Source organism: Streptosporangium sp. NPDC020072, assembly GCF_040631445.1.
In the GTDB taxonomy this organism is placed as follows: Bacteria; Actinomycetota; Actinomycetes; order Streptosporangiales; family Streptosporangiaceae; genus Streptosporangium.
Genome location: NZ_JBEYAB010000023.1, coordinates 19,776 through 37,117, shown reverse-complemented (window position 1 = coordinate 37,117; position 17,342 = coordinate 19,776). Strand labels below are relative to the sequence as shown.

At 70.8% G+C, this 17,342-nt stretch carries 20 protein-coding genes; 11 read left to right on the top strand and 9 right to left on the bottom strand.

The features are described from left to right. Positions 1-163: 163 nt before the first annotated feature. Complete coding sequence (locus ABZ470_RS38995) at positions 164-484, top strand: YciI family protein (RefSeq protein WP_352015435.1); 321 nt, start codon at positions 164-166, stop codon at positions 482-484. 222 nt (positions 485-706) lie between these two features. Next, a complete protein-coding gene (locus ABZ470_RS38990) occupies positions 707-1,960 on the top strand; it encodes an oxygenase MpaB family protein (protein WP_362917904.1) in 1,254 nt (417 codons plus the stop codon). A gap of 4 nt (positions 1,961-1,964) precedes the next feature. Here ABZ470_RS38990 and ABZ470_RS38985 read toward each other — a convergent pair whose 3' ends face one another. Beyond that, positions 1,965-3,209: an amino acid permease gene (locus ABZ470_RS38985; protein WP_362917902.1), complete on the bottom strand. Its 1,245-nt coding sequence runs from the start codon at positions 3,207-3,209 to the stop codon at positions 1,965-1,967. 80 nt (positions 3,210-3,289) lie between these two features. Between ABZ470_RS38985 and ABZ470_RS38980 the strand changes: the two genes are divergently transcribed. Continuing rightward, on the top strand, positions 3,290-3,742 hold the full coding sequence (locus ABZ470_RS38980) for an Lrp/AsnC family transcriptional regulator (RefSeq protein WP_352015432.1): 453 nt from the start codon (positions 3,290-3,292) through the stop codon (positions 3,740-3,742). A 6-nt stretch (positions 3,743-3,748) separates the two neighbouring features. Here ABZ470_RS38980 and ABZ470_RS38975 read toward each other — a convergent pair whose 3' ends face one another. Both ABZ470_RS38975 and ABZ470_RS38970 read right to left on the bottom strand, forming a co-directional pair. After that, positions 3,749-5,128, bottom strand: coding sequence for a xylan 1,4-beta-xylosidase (locus ABZ470_RS38975; protein ID WP_362917900.1), 1,380 nt, complete (start codon positions 5,126-5,128; stop codon positions 3,749-3,751). 364 nt (positions 5,129-5,492) lie between these two features. Then, positions 5,493-6,269 (bottom strand): GNAT family N-acetyltransferase, encoded by a 777-nt coding sequence (locus ABZ470_RS38970; RefSeq protein WP_362917898.1) that lies wholly within the window; start codon positions 6,267-6,269, stop codon positions 5,493-5,495. Between the two features lie 412 nt (positions 6,270-6,681). On the opposite strand from ABZ470_RS38970, the gene ABZ470_RS38965 reads away from it, so the two are divergent. Beyond that, a complete protein-coding gene (locus tag ABZ470_RS38965) occupies positions 6,682-6,951 on the top strand; it encodes a GlsB/YeaQ/YmgE family stress response membrane protein (protein WP_362917896.1) in 270 nt (89 codons plus the stop codon). A 205-nt stretch (positions 6,952-7,156) separates the two neighbouring features. On the opposite strand, the gene ABZ470_RS38960 is transcribed toward ABZ470_RS38965, so the two are convergent. Continuing rightward, positions 7,157-8,152 carry a sporulation protein gene (locus ABZ470_RS38960; RefSeq protein ID WP_362917894.1) on the bottom strand — a complete coding sequence of 332 codons (996 nt, stop codon included), beginning with the start codon at positions 8,150-8,152 and terminating at the stop codon, positions 7,157-7,159. A gap of 387 nt (positions 8,153-8,539) precedes the next feature. Here ABZ470_RS38960 and ABZ470_RS38955 point away from each other — a divergent pair, with 387 nt between their 5' ends. Beyond that, positions 8,540-9,223, top strand: coding sequence for a YoaK family protein (locus tag ABZ470_RS38955; RefSeq protein WP_362917892.1), 684 nt, complete (start codon positions 8,540-8,542; stop codon positions 9,221-9,223). Between the two features lie 47 nt (positions 9,224-9,270). On the opposite strand, the gene ABZ470_RS38950 is transcribed toward ABZ470_RS38955, so the two are convergent. Further along, entirely contained in the window at positions 9,271-9,624 is a 354-nt protein-coding gene (locus ABZ470_RS38950) for a metalloregulator ArsR/SmtB family transcription factor (protein ID WP_362917890.1), read from the bottom strand. Between the two features lie 54 nt (positions 9,625-9,678). Between ABZ470_RS38950 and ABZ470_RS38945 the strand changes: the two genes are divergently transcribed. Next, a complete protein-coding gene (locus ABZ470_RS38945; RefSeq protein ID WP_362917888.1) occupies positions 9,679-10,470 on the top strand; it encodes an SDR family oxidoreductase in 792 nt (263 codons plus the stop codon). A 72-nt stretch (positions 10,471-10,542) separates the two neighbouring features. Here the strand turns inward: ABZ470_RS38945 and ABZ470_RS38940 are convergent, their stop codons facing one another. Next, complete coding sequence (locus ABZ470_RS38940) at positions 10,543-12,048, bottom strand: alpha/beta fold hydrolase (RefSeq protein WP_362917886.1); 1,506 nt, start codon at positions 12,046-12,048, stop codon at positions 10,543-10,545. Between the two features lie 174 nt (positions 12,049-12,222). Here ABZ470_RS38940 and ABZ470_RS38935 point away from each other — a divergent pair, with 174 nt between their 5' ends. Next, positions 12,223-12,630 carry a hypothetical protein gene (locus ABZ470_RS38935; RefSeq protein ID WP_362917884.1) on the top strand — a complete coding sequence of 136 codons (408 nt, stop codon included), beginning with the start codon at positions 12,223-12,225 and terminating at the stop codon, positions 12,628-12,630. A 117-nt stretch (positions 12,631-12,747) separates the two neighbouring features. Here ABZ470_RS38935 and ABZ470_RS38930 read toward each other — a convergent pair whose 3' ends face one another. Beyond that, the gene (locus ABZ470_RS38930; RefSeq protein WP_362917882.1) at positions 12,748-13,506 is read right to left on the bottom strand and encodes a class I SAM-dependent methyltransferase; all 759 of its coding nucleotides are present in this window, start codon (positions 13,504-13,506) and stop codon (positions 12,748-12,750) included. Between the two features lie 154 nt (positions 13,507-13,660). On the opposite strand from ABZ470_RS38930, the gene ABZ470_RS38925 reads away from it, so the two are divergent. Then, positions 13,661-14,263, top strand: coding sequence for a TetR family transcriptional regulator (locus tag ABZ470_RS38925; protein ID WP_362917880.1), 603 nt, complete (start codon positions 13,661-13,663; stop codon positions 14,261-14,263). A 51-nt stretch (positions 14,264-14,314) separates the two neighbouring features. On the opposite strand, the gene ABZ470_RS38920 is transcribed toward ABZ470_RS38925, so the two are convergent. Both ABZ470_RS38920 and ABZ470_RS38915 read right to left on the bottom strand, forming a co-directional pair. Then, positions 14,315-14,449: a DUF397 domain-containing protein gene (locus ABZ470_RS38920; protein ID WP_362917878.1), complete on the bottom strand. Its 135-nt coding sequence runs from the start codon at positions 14,447-14,449 to the stop codon at positions 14,315-14,317. A 259-nt stretch (positions 14,450-14,708) separates the two neighbouring features. Further along, entirely contained in the window at positions 14,709-15,305 is a 597-nt protein-coding gene (locus ABZ470_RS38915) for a dihydrofolate reductase family protein (protein ID WP_362917876.1), read from the bottom strand. A 171-nt stretch (positions 15,306-15,476) separates the two neighbouring features. On the opposite strand from ABZ470_RS38915, the gene ABZ470_RS38910 reads away from it, so the two are divergent. From ABZ470_RS38910 to ABZ470_RS38900, 3 genes are read left to right on the top strand one after another with little or no spacing between them, the layout of a single operon-like run. After that, positions 15,477-16,220, top strand: coding sequence for a CPBP family intramembrane glutamic endopeptidase (locus tag ABZ470_RS38910; protein WP_362917873.1), 744 nt, complete (start codon positions 15,477-15,479; stop codon positions 16,218-16,220). A 14-nt stretch (positions 16,221-16,234) separates the two neighbouring features. Further along, positions 16,235-16,585 carry a PadR family transcriptional regulator gene (locus ABZ470_RS38905; RefSeq protein ID WP_352015415.1) on the top strand — a complete coding sequence of 117 codons (351 nt, stop codon included), beginning with the start codon at positions 16,235-16,237 and terminating at the stop codon, positions 16,583-16,585. After that, a complete protein-coding gene (locus tag ABZ470_RS38900) occupies positions 16,582-17,340 on the top strand; it encodes a hypothetical protein (protein WP_362917871.1) in 759 nt (252 codons plus the stop codon). The genes ABZ470_RS38905 and ABZ470_RS38900 overlap by 4 nt, the downstream gene beginning before the upstream one ends. The last annotated feature ends 2 nt before the right edge of the window (positions 17,341-17,342 follow it).

Sequence of the window (17,342 nt, the reverse complement as noted above, 5' to 3'; positions counted from 1 at the left end):
GGTTGGGTGGTGTGGGTTGTGTGGGTGTTGTTGGGGTGGGGGGTGTGCCGGCGGTCGGCGGTGTGGTGCTTGTGCTGGGCGCGGTGGCCATTCTCCGCCCCTACATCGCTCGATCGACGTAGGGGCGGAGAATGGAACAGCACACCGAGAAAGAGGAACCACCATGCGCTACCTGATGACCACCAAGCCCTCCGAGACCGCCCCCGACGAGCGGCTGTACGCCGAGATGGCGGCCTTCGTCGAGGAACTGACGGCGGCCGGCGTCCTGCTGGCCACCGGCGGCCTGGAGCCCGCGGGCGTACGGCTGGTCTCCTCCGGTGGGGAGATCACCGTGACGGACGGCCCGTTCGCGGAGGCCAAGGAGGCCGTGGCCGGGTTCGCCCTGGTCGAGGTGCGCTCCAAGGAGGAGGCGGTCGAACTGGCCCGCCGTTTCCGCAGGATCGTCGGCGACGGCGAGAGCGTCATCCAGCAGGTCTTCTCCTGACCTTCACCCGACCAGGGCCTCCCCGTCACCGCGGGGAGGCCCTGGTCGTGTCCGGCCCCCGGATCAAGGACGTGCGGGCCGTACGGGACCGGCTCGGCGGAGCGAAGGCTCTCCCGACGAGCCGGTCGCCACGACACCGTGGTCCGGCATCGTCCCTGCTGAGGCGCATTCCGGGCATATGCGGATTGGATGCGGGTGATTTATCGCGTTATCAATGTGGATATGACCCCCGTTGTCACCGAGTGCCACCCCACTCGCTTCCGAGAGGCCGAACAGCGCGGCCGGGACATCTCCCGTCCGATGCTCCGGCTCACCCGCGTCGGCGCCGAGGTCGACGAGTCGTTCATGGAACGGCTCCGCGCCGCCCTGCTGGAGCGTGACGAACTCGGAGCCGACCTGGCCGGGGCGATGAGCCTTCCCGCTGGCGACCCCGGCCGTGTCACGCACCGCCAGGTGGCCGCCGCCCTCCGGGACGCGCCCCACCGGGCGGACGACCTGCCGCCCGCGCTCAGGCGGTTCATGGACGAACTCGTCGAGGTGCCCGAATGGGTCGACTGGGATCGGGTCGAGCGGGGCGCCGTGGCCTTCCGCTACCTCGGCCGCAACGCGAACGACGTGCTTCTGGACCTGTCGCTGATCGGGGGCTACCGTTTCGGCGGACCGGCCGACCTCCTCGTCCTCACCGAGGGACTCGGCGGCGACAACGCTCTCAGGCGCCTCGCCGAGACCCAGAAGTGGACGCACGAGGTCACCCGGCCCGGCGGCATGCGACCCGGCGCCGAGGGGTGGCGGCTGACCGTCCACGTGCGCGCGATGCACGCCCTGGTCAACTCACGGTTCGAGCCGCGGTGGGACAGCGGGCGCTGGGGGCTGCCGGTCAACCAGGCCGACCAGGCGGGAACGCTGGGACTGTTCGACGCCGCCGTGATCCTGGGCTGTCTCGCGCTGGGGGTGCCCCTCAGCCGCAGGCAACGTGACGACCTCATGCACCTGTGGCGCTACGTCGGATGGCTGATGGGCGTCGCCCCCGACTTCCTCACGGACGAGGAGAACGTGCGGCACCGGATGAACTACCACATCCTGCTGTCCGCGGGGGGACAGTCCCAGGCGGGCAGGGACCTGGCCCGCGTGACCGTCGACGCCCAGCGCATGCGCGCCTTCGGCCACGGGAACGCCCTGGTCGAGCGTATGCACCAGCGCTATGAGCGGGCCCGCGCCCTGAGCATGCTCACCGCGTTCGTCGGTCTGTCCGGCATGCGTGATCTCGGACTTCCGGCCCGCCTGCCGTGGGCGCCCGTCCTCGCGATCGTGGGCAACACCTTCCGTTACCGCGTGCTCGGCGCCCTTCCCGGCGGACGCCGCCGCGTCGAGGAGTGGGGCGCCCGCGCCCAGGAACGCGTCCTAGCCTCCACCTTCCGCGACCAACCGGCCCAGGTGGGCGGGCTGCCCGAGGCGCACGGCGACCACCGCGCGTAGCGGCCTACCTTCCCCGCACGGCCAGGGCCGGGCGGGCACGGAACCCGAGTACGGCGACCGCCGCCAGGGCGAGCGGGACCAGCAGGTACCACCCGCAGAACGCCGTCGCCACCCCCGAGGAGATCGTCGCCGTGACGGCGACCGCCCGCCTGCCCCCGGTGAGCGTCGGGATCGCCGCGGCGGTGCCCGCCGTCGTCACCGCGGCCAGGCACGCGGACGTGGCCCGCATCAACGGGTCCACCCCCAGCCCGGAGACCAGCGCCACCACCGCGACCCCGACCGTCAACGTCGCCAGCAGCCCCAGGCTCCGCCGTACCCCACCGGCCGGGTCGGCGAAACGGCGGGGCAGGGCGCCCTCGGCGGCCAGGGCGGCTCCGAGCCGGGCGGCCCCCGCGATGTAGGTGTTGACCGCCCCGAACGTCAGCAGCAGCGTGACCACACCGGTCACCGGCCGCGCCACGGGTCCGACGCCCATCTCCAGCAGGACGGTCAGCGGCACCGGGCTCCGTGTCGCGCCCGTGCCCGTCGCCACGAACGCGACCCCCAGGTACAGCACCGCGATCACGGCCAGCGTCGCCCCGGTCGCCCGGATGAGCCCGCGCCGCCGGTCGGCGAACTCACCGGACAGGTGGCTGGCCACCTCCCAGCCGACGAACGCGAACAGCAGCACCCCGGCCGCGTCGGCCACCCCGGCCAGGCCGTACGGGGCGAAAGGGGTGAAATGGGCGGTCGTCATCGAGGGGGCGGCCGCCGCGACGGCGACCACCAGCAGCCCGACGAGCGTCAGCACCATGACCAGCTGTAGCCGTCCCGAGACCCGCAGCCCCGCCGCGTTGGCCGTCAGCGCCCCCGCGAGCAGTGCTCCCGCGACCACGCCCGCGAGGCCGGAGGCGCCCGTTCCGGTGACGTCGAGGCTCGCCGCCACGTACTGGCCGCCGATGAGCGCCCCGGCCAGTGTGCCCATGGGCACCGCGCCGTAGAACCACCAGCCGACCATCGCGGAAACCCGTGGTCCGAACACCGGCCTCACGAAGGCCGAGACCCCGCCGCCCCCCGGGTTGCGGGTGCCCAGTGCCGCGAACGTGGCCGCGACCGGCACGCTCAGCGCCAGCAACCCGACCCACGCCAGCACCGAGGCGGGGCCCGCCGAGACGGCCGCGAGGTGGGGGAGCACCAGCATCCCCGGCCCGAGGACCGCCCCGACCAGCAACGCCGTTCCCTGCCAGGCGCCCAGCTTGTGTCCTGTCATACCGCCAGAAGCTAGTCACATGAACGGTTGATCGGCGCTGTCACCGAACGTTCGGCCGGAAAACCCGTGATGATCCACGCATGGACGAACTTGATTCGGAGATAGTGCGCCTGCTCCAAACGAATGCGCGGCAGTCGAACAGGGAACTGGCCAGACAGCTCGGCGTCGCCCCCTCGACCTGTCTGGAACGGGTCCGCGCCCTCACCCGCCGGGGCGTCATCCGCGGCTATCACGCCGACATCGACCCGGCGGCGCTCAACCGGACCACCCAGGCGATGATCTCCGTCCGGGTGCGGCCGCTGAGCCGGGAGGTCATCGACACCTTCCAGCGCGCCGCGGCGGCGCTGCCCGAGGTGCTCAGCGTCTTCGTCGTGGCGGGGGACGAGGACTTCCTGCTCCACGTCGCCGTGCAGGACCTGGAGCACCTGCACGCCTTCCTGCTGGACCGCCTCAGCAAACGCCGGGAGATCGTCGGCTTCAAGACCTCGGTGATCTTCCAGCAGGTCCACACCCCGCCGACCCGTCTCGAATGACCCGGGTCAGCGGGCGCTCCACTTGACCTCGTAGGGCTGGAGGGTGACCTTCCTGCCGTCCACGGTCGCGTCGACCTTCTCCTCGGTGGTGTTGACCATCACCAGCTGCCGGGGCTGGGCCAGCACCCGGACCGCGGGGTCGGAGGAGGTGACGTCCTGGAGCTTGGCGTCGGCGGGGAACCATCTGGCGAAGTCGTTCACCAGATTGCCGGTCGGCAGCAGGGCGCCGGACTTCGGGTCCCACATGCAGCCGTCGCAGGGGTCGTTCTTGGCCTGCGGGTTCCAGTACAGCGCGGTCGCCGCGCCGCTCCTGGCGAACTCGATCATCGAGGCCGCCTGTACGGCAAGCCGCTTGGGCAGGGGCCACGAGGTGCCGTCCTCGGGGACGAAGTACCACTCCGACCACCAGATCGGCATGTCCCCGGTCTTCTTCCGCAGCCAGGAGGTGACCGCGCTGAACTTGCCCAGCGCGCCGAAGGCGTCGGGCAGCATCTCGTGGGCGTCGGTCAGCGAGGCGCCGTCCACCACGACGAAGTCGGCGCCCCTCTTGTTCTCGAACCAGTAGTCGAAGGCGTCCAGGACGTTCTGGTTGACGACCCCCCACGGCCCCCGCAGCTCGGAGTCGCCCTCACGGTTGGTGTCGAAGCCGATGTACGGCCCGCCGATGTTGGCGTCGGGCCTGACCTTCTTCACCGCGTCGTAGACCTTGTTGTACAGCTCGGTGTAGCCCTTGTAGTCGGCGGGCTTGGCGTGGTCCTTCCAGAACCCCTTGAGCTCGTTCCAGACCATGAAGTACTTGACGTCGCGGTACCTCGCGGCGACGGCCGCGCTCAGTTCGGCGAAGTCGTCGAAGTGCTCGGGGTAGGGGGCGTCCTCCAGGTGCTCCTTCCAGGCGGACTCCTCCGTCGGCCCCTGGGGGCCGCCCTTCATCCAGTCGGGCGCGCAGCAGAGCGTGATGACGGGGGTGCCGCCGGACTGCCGCATGAGGTTCATCCGGCTGTCGAGGTCCTCCCAGTAGTAGTCCCCGGGGTGGGGTTCGGGGTTGAGCGCGCCGAAGCCCATGATGTGCTGGTTCTGCAGGAGCGGGGTCGGGGCGAGCGCCCGGCTCACGTCCCGTTCGAACCGTTCGGTGATGTTGTTGGCGCTGACCCCGGTGTGGGTGAAGCCCCAGCGGGGCCATCCGGGGTCGACCGACGGAGGCTTGGCGATCTTGACGGGTGAGGCCTCGGGAGCGGCGCTGAACCGCTGCGCGTCGGGGGTCGCCGGGCCCTCCTCCCCGCCGGTCGAGCAGGCCGCCGCGACCAGCGTCACAGCGACGATCGCGGCGGCCGAGGCGATCGCCCGGCCGCGGAGACGCCACGTCGATCCCGCGTTACCCGATGACACCTTGGTCTCCATCCGACACTCACTGTTCGCTTTGTCCAGAGCGTTCCATGGTCGTGGGTTAAGCGGAGAAAGCGGGAGATGGTTCACAGGCAAGCGTTATGCCGGTCCCGGTGATCGCCGCCGTGCCGTACGGCCTGACCTGGGGTGGGACCTCATGGATAACGTGAGGAGTGAGGAAAGTCACCGCACGCCGTCCTGGCGTACGAAACCCTTAGAAGAACCTGACGGAGGCGGGAGCAGCGTACGTGCCCCCGGCGGGGAGGGCCGAACCGCCCTGCTCGCCGACGACGGCGACCACCCGGCCGCGACCGGGCACCGGCTGACCGCCCACGAGGCGCTCTCGGCGATCTCTCGCCGACCGGCGTCAGGGGGCCCAGACGTAGGGGGTGGTCGTGGTGACGGCGTGGAAGCCGAGCCGGGCCAGGATCGGCCTGCTGTCGTCGGAGGCGTCGACCTGGAGATAACGCACTCCGCGTGAGGCCGCCCTGCGCGCCCGCTCGGCGACCAGCGCCCGGTAGATGCCCCTGCCGCGCCAGGAGACCAGCGTCGAACCGCCCCAGAGCGAGGCGAACTCCGTACCCGGCCGGTAGACCAGCCACGCCGCGGAGACCACCCGCCCGTCGGCCTCGGCGACCAGCACGGTCATGTCGTCCGGCGCGGTGGTCAGCCGCGCCGAGAGGTCGTCGACCAGCCACCCCATGTCGGTGTCCCACACCTCGGACTCCATCGCGGCGATGCGCCGCAGGTCGGCCAGGTCGTGGACCTCCCGCAGGACGACCCCGGCGGGCAGGACCGGCTCGGCCGCCGTCTCGGACACCAGGCCGATCATGACCGTCTCGGTCTCCTCGGCGTGGAAACCGGCCTTCACCAGCCGTTCCACGATGTCCTCGGGGTGGTCGTGCCCCCGCGTCTTCCACTCGACCGCCTCACCGCGCGCCGCGAAGTAGTCGCGCTGCCTGGCGATCAGTGTGTCCAGAGCCGCGCCCTCGATCCCCAGGTCACGGGGCCCTGTCACCAGCCCCCGGTGCTCGCCGACGACCCGCAGCACCGGACCGTCCTGCTCGTGGGAGACACCGGAAGGGGGTCTGAGAGGGACACCGCGCATCTGCTGGTCATAGACGTTCAAAAGGTCGCGGATCATACCCCGAGCGTACCGGTGAGGGGCGGAGCACACGCGGGGCCCGGGAAATCGCTCTCAGGAGACGGACACGGGCGGGAGGGAACCCGGTGTGGCTTTGCATGACGTTGCCCCCGAACCCCGGGCGCATCGGGCAGAGTAGGAGGGGGGCCGCGATCGAGGGAGAGAACATCGTGGTTCTGTCTGGCGGGGGTGGTCTCTGGTGGAGACGCGCCCGGTTTCCCGCCGTCGCTCTGTGGATCCTGATGACGTTGCTGAACGTCTACGAGTTCCTGATGACCTTCTGAGCGCCGCCGCCTCACGGGGCGGCGCTCAGAACTCCGGGAACCGCGACGGGGCGCCCGGTCGTTGACGCGACGTCAGGTTGACCGCCTCCACCCCCCGGTCGGAGGCAGCTCACAGGAGTGTGCGCACCATGGCAGTGACCGGCATCATCTCCGCAATCGTCGTCGGTCTTGTGATCGGCGTCCTCGGACGACTCGTCGTTCCCGGCCGTCAGAACATCCCGGTCTGGCTCACCGTCGTGATCGGCGTCGTCGCCGCGCTGATCGGCACGGCGATCGCGACCGTGCTCGGCGTGGCCAGCACCCGCGGGGTCGACTGGATCGAGCTCGTCATCCAGATCGCCCTGGCCGCGGTCGGCGTCGCCTTCGCCGCAGGCCAGTACGGCAGGCGCCGGTCGTAGCCGCCCCTTCCACGAGAACAGATGTGGCCCCCGCCCGTGTCAGGGCGGGGGCCACATCACCTCTCACCACCTGGATCCGAGGCCGTACGGCCGGACACATCCGAGGCCGACCGGCTGGGGCGGTCCAAGGCCGTATGGCAGGGCGCATCCGAAGCCGGACGAGGTCGTTCGAGGCCGTACCGCCCGTCCAGGCCGGGCGGCGGTCCTACCAGTCGCCTTCGCCCTCGTCGTCGCCCTCGAAGATCTCCTCGACGACCTCGCCCGCGACGAAACCACCGACCAGACCGGCCGCTCCGGCCGCCGCGACCGTGCCCCAGCCGGGACCCCCACCGTGGTGACCGCCATGATGGCCGCCGTGGTACTCGTCGTGGTGCCCGCCGTACCCGCCGTGGGCGTAGGGGTCGTGATGGCCGGAGAAGCCACCGTGACCGCCGTGGGACAGGGCGGCGAGCCAGTTGTTGATCTCACCGGCCCAGTCGCGGTGCGGCGCCCCGTGGTGGTCGCTCTGCCAGTGGGCGAAGGAGTCTCCGCCGTGGCTGTGGCCGCCCGAACGCTTGTCGGCCTCCAGGATGAGGTCGAACCCGCCCGGGTTGGTGACGAAGGTCAGCTCGACCTCGTTGATCCGCCCCGAGTAGGCGGGCGGCGGATAGAACTCGATCTCCTGGTAGAACGGCAGCTGCTGGTGGACGCCACGGATGTGGCCGGTCTCCAGGTCGGCGCTCTTGAAGTGGAACCCGAGCTGGGAGAAGGCCCGCAGCACAGCCTCCTGGGAGGCCAGCGGCTCGATCACCAGCGGGTCCATGTCGCCCTTGTCGACGGCGGCGGCGATGGACAACTCGGTGCGCACCCCCAGGGCCATGCCGTGCAGGTGCTGACCGCCGACCTCCGAGATCGGCGACTCCCACGGGACGGTGATCTGGAAGGGGATCACCCTGTCCTGACCGGTGCGCAGGGAGAACGGCCCGGAGACCGAGACGTTGTGGAACTCCACCAGCCCCACGTACTCTCCGTCGCCGTGCTCGGACTCGGTCCTGGCGACCAGGCCGAGCGAGACGTACTCGATCTCGGCGTCGAAGTCACCACCCTTGATGCGCACCTCGCCGTGCAGCGTCCCGCCCGGCTGTACACGAGGGGTGGCCAGAACCGTGTCCACCGAGGGACCTCCGACACCGAAGGCTCCCAGCATCCGTTTGAAGATCACGGCTTCCTCTCCTGCTACCGATGCCTGTGAGATGTGATCATTCGGCCAACGGCCGCGTCACCACCGGAGTTCCCGGAGACCGGATCAGGCCACCTCGGCCCGCCGTGCCCCGGAGCGGGGTCGGGCGGTCGCCGACGAGGACGGCGCGGTGGTCCTCAGGGTCGTGGCCGGTCGGGGATCCCTGACGAAGCGGCGCGGTGGTCCTCAGAGCCGCGGTCGGCACGGCGAGCCGGTCGGGCGGTTTCCGACAACGGTGGCGCGGGCGGCGTCTCCTCGCGTTGGGTCCGGGTGCCTTCGCGGGTAGGAACCGTCTCACGTCGGCACGGCGATGGGGAGTTCGGGGATGAACGGCGTCGTGGGGGCGCGGAGCCGTACGCGGGGACGGTCGTGAGGGGCGGGCTGCGGCGGGTCTCCGACCTGCTGTTCGTTCCCGGGGCGAACCGGCACGGGGTGCTGCCCGCCCTGCTGGTCGTGCTGACCGTCACGACCGGACTCGTGGACGCGCTCAGCTTCCTCGGGCTGAGCCGGGTCTTCGTCGCCAACATGACCGGCAACGTGGCCTTCCTCGGTTTCGCCCTGGCCGGTGACCCGCAGCTGTCGGTCTGGGCGCCGCCCCTGGCCGTGGCGGTCTTCACCGCAGGGGCCTGGAGCACCGGACGCCTGGCCCGGTGGATGCCGCGGGCGCGGCGGGAGTTCACGGTCCTCACGGCCGTGCACGCCCTCCTGGTCGCGGCGGCCCTCGTGGTCGCCCTGCTGGCGGGCCACCGTACGGCCGGCGTCCGGGCGACGCTGATCGCCCTGCTGGGGTACGGCATGGGCCTGCAGAACGCCGCGGCACGTCGTCTCGCGGTGCCCGACCTGGTCACCATCACCGTCCTGACCAGCACCCTCACCCTCCTGGCCGCCGACCCACCGGAACGGGCCGGGCTACGCCGTTCGGTTTCGATAACCGCCCTGTTCACCGGCGCCCTGACCGGCGCGGTCCTCTTCCTGAACCTCGGCCCGGTCCCGGTCCTGGCCGTCGCCCTGGTCCTCCTCACCGCCGTGACCCTGGCCTCCCGCCCCCGGTAGACCGGCCGTCGGACGTTTCCGGGTACGGGCCGCTCAGCCGTACGGGTTCAGGCGTGGTTGGGGTCGTCGGCCACGCCGACGTGCGCGCCGACGTCGTCGGCGCGGGCCACCCCCAGCACCGCATCAAGCAGTCCGGGGAAGCGCGCGTCCAGGTCGTCGCGGCGCAACTCGACGAAGCAGCGGGTGCCCTCCTGGCGGGTCCGGGTGAGACCGGCGTCGCGCAGTACGCGTAGGTGATGGCTGAGCGTCGACTTGGCCACGGGCGCGCGCAGCTCTCCCCAGCCCCGTTCGTGCCCGTCGGCCAGCACCCGCACCAGGCCGACGCGGATCGGGTCGCTGAGAGCGCCCATCACCGCCACGAGGCTCATTTCCTCAAGTCCGGGATGTCGCGCTTGTCTCACAGTTGCCATGCTAACTTGTTCGATGTTTCACGAACGACGAACAATGGGGGGATTGTGGGGAATGATCGGCCGCACGCGGATCTCAGGGCACACCTCAGCGCGGACTTCACCGGCAGGGCGGTCATCGTCACCGGCGCGGGCTCCGGCATCGGCCGCGCCACCGCCCGGGCGTTCGCCCAGGCCGGTGCCGACGTGCTCGGCGTCGCCCGCCGCGGTCAGTCACTGGAGGAGACCGCCGCCGGTCATCCGGGGATCGCCGTGCACGTCGCCGACCTGCGCGACCCGCACGCGCCCCAGAAGGTCGTCGACGCCTCCGTCAGCCTGTGGGGCAGGGTGGACGTCCTGGTCAACAACGCCGGAGCCACCATGGTGACGCCCCTGGGCGAGGTCACCGCCGAAGGCATCACGGACCTGTTCGCCCTCAACGTCACCGCGCCCAGCCTGCTCGCCGGGGCCGCCCTGCCGTACCTGCGTGAGGGGCGCGGCACGATCGTCAACGTCTCCAGCACCTACGGCCACCGGCCCCTGCCCGGAGCCGCCCACTACGCCGCCTCCAAGGCGGCCCTCGAACAGCTCACCCGCAGCTGGGCCCTGGAACTGGCCGGGGACGGCATCCGCGTCAACGCCCTGGCCCCCGGCCCCACGGAAAGCCAGGCCCTGGCCGCCGCCGGCCTGCCCGAGACCGTCGTCGAGCAGATCAAGCAGGACGAGGCCGCTCGCATCCCGCTCGGTCGTCGCGGCGAACCCGGGGAGGTCGCCACCTGGATCCTGCGTCTGGCCGATCCCGGCACGACCTGGCTGACCGGCCAGGTCCTCACCGTCGACGGCGGCCTGGACCTCATCTAGGAGTTGTTCGGGGTCTGAGGGGTCTCAGCCACGTGATCGGGCCTCGAATCCCCTGACCGAACGGCGTCGGAGCTATGGAGTGACGGGTTCGACCTTGAGGGGCGGGATCAGAGCGGAGCATGCCGTGGAACCGGGGTCGCCGGTGCGGACGAACCGGGAGACAAGACCCGTGACGCAGCCGCTGCGTTCGAAGTCCACCAGATGGCCGAGGTTGGGCAGCACGATCTGGCGGGTGCGGGTGAACGATCGGGCGACCTGCGCCGCCTGCGTGGCGGGTGTGTTGGCGTCCAGATCGCCAGAGAGCAGCAGCACCGGTGCGTCCGGCGCGGTGCCCGACGGCCTGTACGGGCGTACGCCCTTCACCTTCGGCCACTGCAGGCAGAAGTCACCGAAGCCGTAGCGGGCCGAACCGGTCGCCTCGGGGCTGAAGGGTCCGGTCCGGCCGGGTGCCGTGCGCGCCAGCGCTCTGCCGTACTGTCGTGCGCGTTGCGTCAACGGTGCGTTGGGCCGCCACAGCACGGGGAAGTCGTTGCAGCCCATGGCGGAGGCCGTCGATTCGTTGATGTCGCCGCCACGCCCGGGCCACAGGCGCTGGGCCAAGGCGGTGAGCCGTCCGTAGTCACCGCGTACGGCATCGTGCAGCATGGCGGGAAAGCGGCCCATCACCCCGATGGTGGCGGGGTTTCCGCGGCTGCTGCTGGCGGCGTTCTGCAGGGCCAGGCTGGCCAGCATGCCCTCGGTGAAGGTCACCGTACGGCTGGCACCGCCACCGGGGTCGGGCACGACGAGCGTGATCGGACGCGCGCGGAGGCGGGTGGCGAACGTGCGCAGATCGGCGACGGCGGTGTCGGCGTCGCACGCTCCGGCGCTGCGTTCGCAGACGGTGCGCAGCATGCCGGGGAAGGCGCGGGCGCCCGGTCCCTGGAGCGGGTCGGCGTCGACCGGTAGGACTCCGGACAGAACGATGGACGCGACGCGGCTGGGGTGGCGGCGGGCGTAGACCTGCATGAGGTAGGTGCCGTAGGACTGCCCGATGAGATGGAGGCGTTCGACGCCGATGCGTGCGCGGACGGCGTCGATGTCGTCACTGACGGCGGTGGCGGTGTAGCCGCGGCTTCGAGGGCCGAGTACGGCACCGCAGCGTGCGACGGCGCTTTGGACCGCGGCCCGTCCGGCCAGGGTGTCGAGGGTGAGGCCGCAGTTCAGGGCGCCGGAGGCGTTCGTGCCCCGCGGATCGACCAGGAGGAGGTCGTGGTCGGTGAGAAGCGGTTCGAGCAGGGCGGTGTAGAAGCCGGTGAGGGGGATGGGCGCGTTACCGGGCCCACCGGGGTTGACGGCGATGGTGCCGGCGGCCGGGGCCGAGGCGGCGGACCGGCGGATGAGGGCGTAGGCGACGTCGACGGTACCGAGCGCCGGGTTGGCTTGGACGAGCGGGCGGCTGACGGTGTCGCATTCGACCTGGTGACCGGGGACCGTGGGACACCAGGTCGGAGCGGCCGAGGCGGCGTGGGCGGGGAGTCCGGGAAGCATGGCCAGCCCTGCGATGGCGGTGGCAAGCCAGCGGTGTGCGTGCAACATGGTCCTGACGCTAGAAGTCCCGATCGTGGCGTGGCATGGGACCAACGGATGAACTTCTCCCCCGCCGCGCGGCGGATGATGATGGCCCCCGGTTCGGGGGTGATACCAGCACCACCCTCAAGTGGGAACGCAGCACCATCGTTCGCCGGGGCCGCGAGTTCCTACCTTTGAGGCATGAAGAAGATCCTCGGAGTCACCACCTTGCTGGCCGCCGCCGCGATCGCCGGGGGCGCGGTACTGATCCACAGCAACAGCCGCGAGCCGATCGTGCCCGCTTCGGAGACCACCCACACCACGTACCGGCTGGCCGGAGACGAGATGGAGGTCGACTCCAGCGGCCCGGTGACGATCACCGTGGTCACCGGGCCTGCGGGCGAGGTCGTGGTCGACCGCAGGCTGCGCTGGACCGGCCCCAAGCGCCACACCGAGTCGTGGCGCGAGGACCGCATGGCCATCGACTACGAATGCGGGGGCGGCGACTGCGGCGCCGACTACCGGCTGAGCGTGCCTGGCGGTACCCGGGTCAGGTTCGGCGGCGTGAAGGCCACCTGCCCGCCCGAGATCGCATGCGAGGAGGCCTAGACCCGACGCCGTTCAGTCAGAGCCGGGGCGGCGGTGCCAAGGCCGGACTCCGCCTTCGCGGCTCGACCACGACCACATGATCCAAACCCCGAACGGCTCCTGGGCGGTGGATACGGCTCAGGGGGACAGGGACGCGGTGACGGCCATCGTGGTGTAGGTCATCGTGAAGCCGCCTCCGATGTCGTCGATGGCGGCTCCGACGTCCTGAAGGATCTCGGCCAGCCTGTCCGGGGGGAGCCGGGTGAGCACGCCGGTGGTGGGGAGCAGGTCGAGCCAGTCGGCACGGCTGTAGTGGTGTTCCCAGTCGAACCGCAGCTGTTCCGGCTCGCCGAACACGGCCGCCTTCCTGATGCCGTCGGCGAACGTCGTGAACATCGTCCGGTAGACGTCCCTGGCCGGTTTCGGTGACGCGGCGCCGAGCGGCGAGTCGGGCACGGCCTTCCCGAAGGCCGTGGCGAACGCCTCGGCGACAGGGGGCGGCGCGTCGTAGGCGTGGGCGAACACCGCGAGCAGGCCACCGGGGCGCAGCACCCGCGCCGCCTTGGCCGCGCCCACGGCCGGATCGACCCAGTGCCAGGACTGCCCCGCGACGACCGCGTCGAAGGTACGGCCCGCCGCGTCCCAGTCCTCGAAGGTCGCGACCTCGACCTCGACCCCGGTACGGCGGGCGAACTCGGCCATTCGCACGTCCGGCTCGACCCCCAGCACCTCACACCCGGCCGCCAGGAACTGACGGGCCTCGATGCCGGTGCCGCAGCCGACGTCGAGGATGTGGGGGCCGGGGCTGTCGGCGATGATCCGCCGCACCAGGGCGTCGGGGTAGGCAGGCCGGGCACGGTCGTAGCGTTCGGCGTCGACGCCGAACGACTCGGCCATCTGCCTGGCCTTATGGGCTTCGTTCCGCTGGGGTTCCGGTTGCTCTCGCATTAGAGTGGGCATGCGCCCACCATAGTGGGCACATGCCCACTCGACAATCGGGTTACGGTTCGCGGTAAGCGAAGAAGGGTTCGAGGAGAGGGAGGGGCCGGAGATGCCGACCGGGGTGGCTCTTCGGGACGTACGGCAGCAGCTGTTCGACGCCGCCGAACGAGTCCTGCTCCAGGACGGGGCGAACGGCCTGACCAGCCGGGCCGTCACGACGGAGGCGGGTGTCGCCAAGGGGGTCCTGCACCGGCACTTCGAGGACTTCGACGCCTTCCTCGCCGACCTCGTCCGGGACCGCGTCACCCGGCTTGAGGGTCAGGCCGCGACCCTGCGCGACTCGGCCGGGACCGGAGACGTCGCGGGCAACCTGACCGAGGCGTTGGTCGACCTGTTCGACCCGGTCGCCGTGGGGATCGTCGGGCTCGTCATCTTCCGCGACGAACTACGTGCCCGGCTGCGTCAGGACCGACCGGCTCCCGGCGTCCCGGTCCTGGCGGACGCCGCGGTCATGGTCGCCGGCTACCTGAGGGAGGAACGCGAGATGGGCCGCATCGCGGTGGACGCCGACGCGGACGCGCTCGCGCTCTCCCTGGTCGGCGCCGGGCACCTGCTGTTCGCCGACCGGGGGAGAACAGCCCCGGGACCCGGCGAAGTCGGCAGGATCGTGAACGCCGTCCTCGCCGACGTCATACAGAGACGCCTGCTGTGAACCGGTAACCGGCGTTCGCCTGGTTCATTGGCGTCGTCTCCGAACCGGAGATCAGAAGTCGAACTCGCCGTTTTCGGCGCCGTGGATGAAGGCGTCCCAGACGTCGGCGCGTACGACGTAGGGGGTCTGGTCGGGGGCTTCGGTGTCGCGGATGGCGACGGGCCCCGGAGAGGAAGGCGACCTCAAGGCGGCCGCCGTCCTCGCCGAGTCGCGGGCGGCGCTGGTAGAGACTCCCCGGGGGCCACGGTCCTTTCTGTGACCGTAGGCGTAAAAACAGCAGCCCTCTCCGACGGCATCCGGAGAGGGCTGCTGTGTTTCGCCGTCCCGGTGTGACCGGTCACACCGATCATCGGTCGCACGGTCACACCGATCCGGCGGTCGTGCCGGTCATGCGATCACACCGGTCCTGCGGTCGTGCGAGGACGCCGGGGACGCGGTCAAACGGTCAGGCGGATACGGCGGGGCGGTAGACGCACACCTGCGCCCCCGTGGTTGCGGTGACCAGGGAGACCAGGTCGAAGGCGCGCAGCGCGCCGTCGCCGGGGAAGATCGTCTTGCCGCCGCCGAGGATCACCGGCATGACGACGAGTCTGAGCTCGTCGACCAGGCCCTCACCGATGAGGGTGCGCGCCAGAGTGGGGCTGCCCATGACCAGCAGGTCGCCCCCGTCCTGCTCACGCAGCTTCCGGATGTGGGCCACGGCCTCCTCACCGGGCAGGAGGCTGGTGTTCTCCCAGGTCAGCTCGTCGTCGCGGAGGGTGCGCGAGACCACGTACTTCTGGATGGAGTTCATCCGGTCGGAGAACGGGTCGCCGCCGCGCTCCGGCCAGGCCGCGGCCATCGTCTGCCAGGTGCGACGCCCGAACAGCAACGCCTGAGCCGCGGACAGCCCTTCGTCGAAGAAGCCGCCGACGACCTTGGGGTCGAAGAACGGGTGTGACCAGCCGCCGTGGGTGAAGCCGCCGTCGGTGTCCTCCTCGGGGCCGCCCGGTGCCTGCACGACGCCGTCCAGGCTCATGAACTCGCTGATCACGATGCGCATGGGTCTCGCTCCTTCGATGTGCTCTCGTCCCGCCACAGGCTATTGCCGACGATTTGGACTGTCAAGACAACTCAATTTGTCGGTGGAAAGTGGCCATCGCAACCTAGGTTGTATTCCTAACTAGGTTGCTCTACCGTTTAGATAGCGAAGCACTTAGCGGAGGTTTCCCCCATGTCGTTCACTCCTCTGGCCTTTGGGCTGTCGGCCGTACTGGTCGTCTATCTGGCCGTCGTCAGCCCTCTGACGGGCAAGCACACCTACGACCGGCTGGGCCGTACCCGTGACGAGGACCCCGGCGTCTACCGCAGGATGCTCACGATCTGGAGCGCCGAACTGTGGGCGGTGGCCGCCGTGGCGCTGGCGATCGTCGCGATCGAGCCGAACCTCGACCTGGCGGACATCGGCCTGGTGGTCAGCAGGCCGCCGGACACCACCCTGGGGATGGTCGTCGGTGCCGTGTTCACCATGACGGTCGTCTCGATCGCCCGCGGGTGGGCGGCGGCCAGGGGGGCCAAGACGTCCAAGGCGGCTCAGGCCGCCCTCCAGCAGAAGGCCGTCAGCCACCTGCTGCCGCGTACGAGGACCGAGCGCTGGTACGCCGCGGGACTCTCGGTGACCGCGGGCATCACCGAGGAGATCGTCTTCCGGGGGCTGCTCATCGCCGTCGGCACGGAGGCCTTCGGCCTCAGCCGGGAGGTCGCGGCGGGGCTCGCGCTCGCGGTGTTCGTCGCGGGCCACCTCTACCAGGGCTGGCGCGGCATGGTCCCGGTCGCCGTGGCCGGCCTCAGCCTGACCTTCCTCTACTTCAGGACCGGCGACCTGCTCCTGCCGATCCTGGTCCACGCGATGATCGACCTGTTCGCCCTCACGTTCTCCAGGCGGCAGCGGACCGAGCTGGTCAGGGAAGCGGCATAGGTAGGATCGCGACCGTGACGAGCGACCGACGTGCGAGCTGGCTCAAGGGCGTTCTCGACCTGCTGGTCCTGGCCAGCCTGACGTCCGGGGAGAACTACGGCTACGAGATCGCCAAGGACCTGGCCGAGTCGGGCCTGGGCCAGATCAAGGGCGGCACCCTCTACCCGGTGCTCAACCGGCTTGAGGAGGCGGGGCTGGTCACCGCCGAGTTCCGGGTCACCGAGCGCGGGCCGGGACGCCGCTACTACCGGCTCACCGACCAGGGCAGGCGGACGCTCGCCGAGCAGAGCGGTCTCTGGCTGAGTTTCGACGAGTCCGTGCGCGCCGTACTCGGCAGGGGCGGTGCGGAGGAGGTGTCACGATGAACGGTTACTTCGAGCGGCTCACCGCCGCGATGACCGAGGCGGGCATGCCCGCGGACCGGGTCGAGGCGACCGTCGCCGACCTGCGGGCCTACCTCGCCGAGAGCGGTGGCGACCCCGAGGAGGAGTTCGGCCCGGCGGACGAGCTGGCCGCCGAACTGACCGGCGCCTCGGCCCCGCCCGTCGAGGGCGCCCAGACCTGGCGCTGGACCGCCGACCTGTTCCACGACGTCAAGATGCTCAACGAGTACGGCGCGCAGGGCTGGGAGGTCGAGAAGGTCGACGTCAAGGGCATGTTCGTCAGTGTCCGCGACCCCGAGCACCCCCAGCAGTGGGAGTACCGCAGGGAGACGCGCCGCCCCGGCCTCGTCGAATCGCTCGCCCCCGACGGCTGGGAGCCGTGCGGGACGTGGGTGTGGTTCGAGTACTTCAAGCGTCCCAGGGCCGCCAGTCTGGGACCGGCCGCCGAGCTGAGCGCCCCGCCACGGGGGCCGGGGCGGGGCTTCTTCCTCAGCCCGAGGTTCTACGCCCTGGTCGGCGTCCTTCTGGCGGTCGAGGTCGTGTTCACGGTGTTGTTGCTGGTCGTCGGAAAGGATGAGATCGGGGAGTTCGACGGCCTCGACACCCTGTTCGGCCTGTTCACCGGCGCGACCCTGGGGGTGGTCGCCGTGGTGGCGGTGCTGTGGCTGTTCAGCAGGTCGCGCGGCGGGGGCCGCGACGAGCGCGACGGCGACGGCGGGAGCCGGCGGGCGCCGTAGGA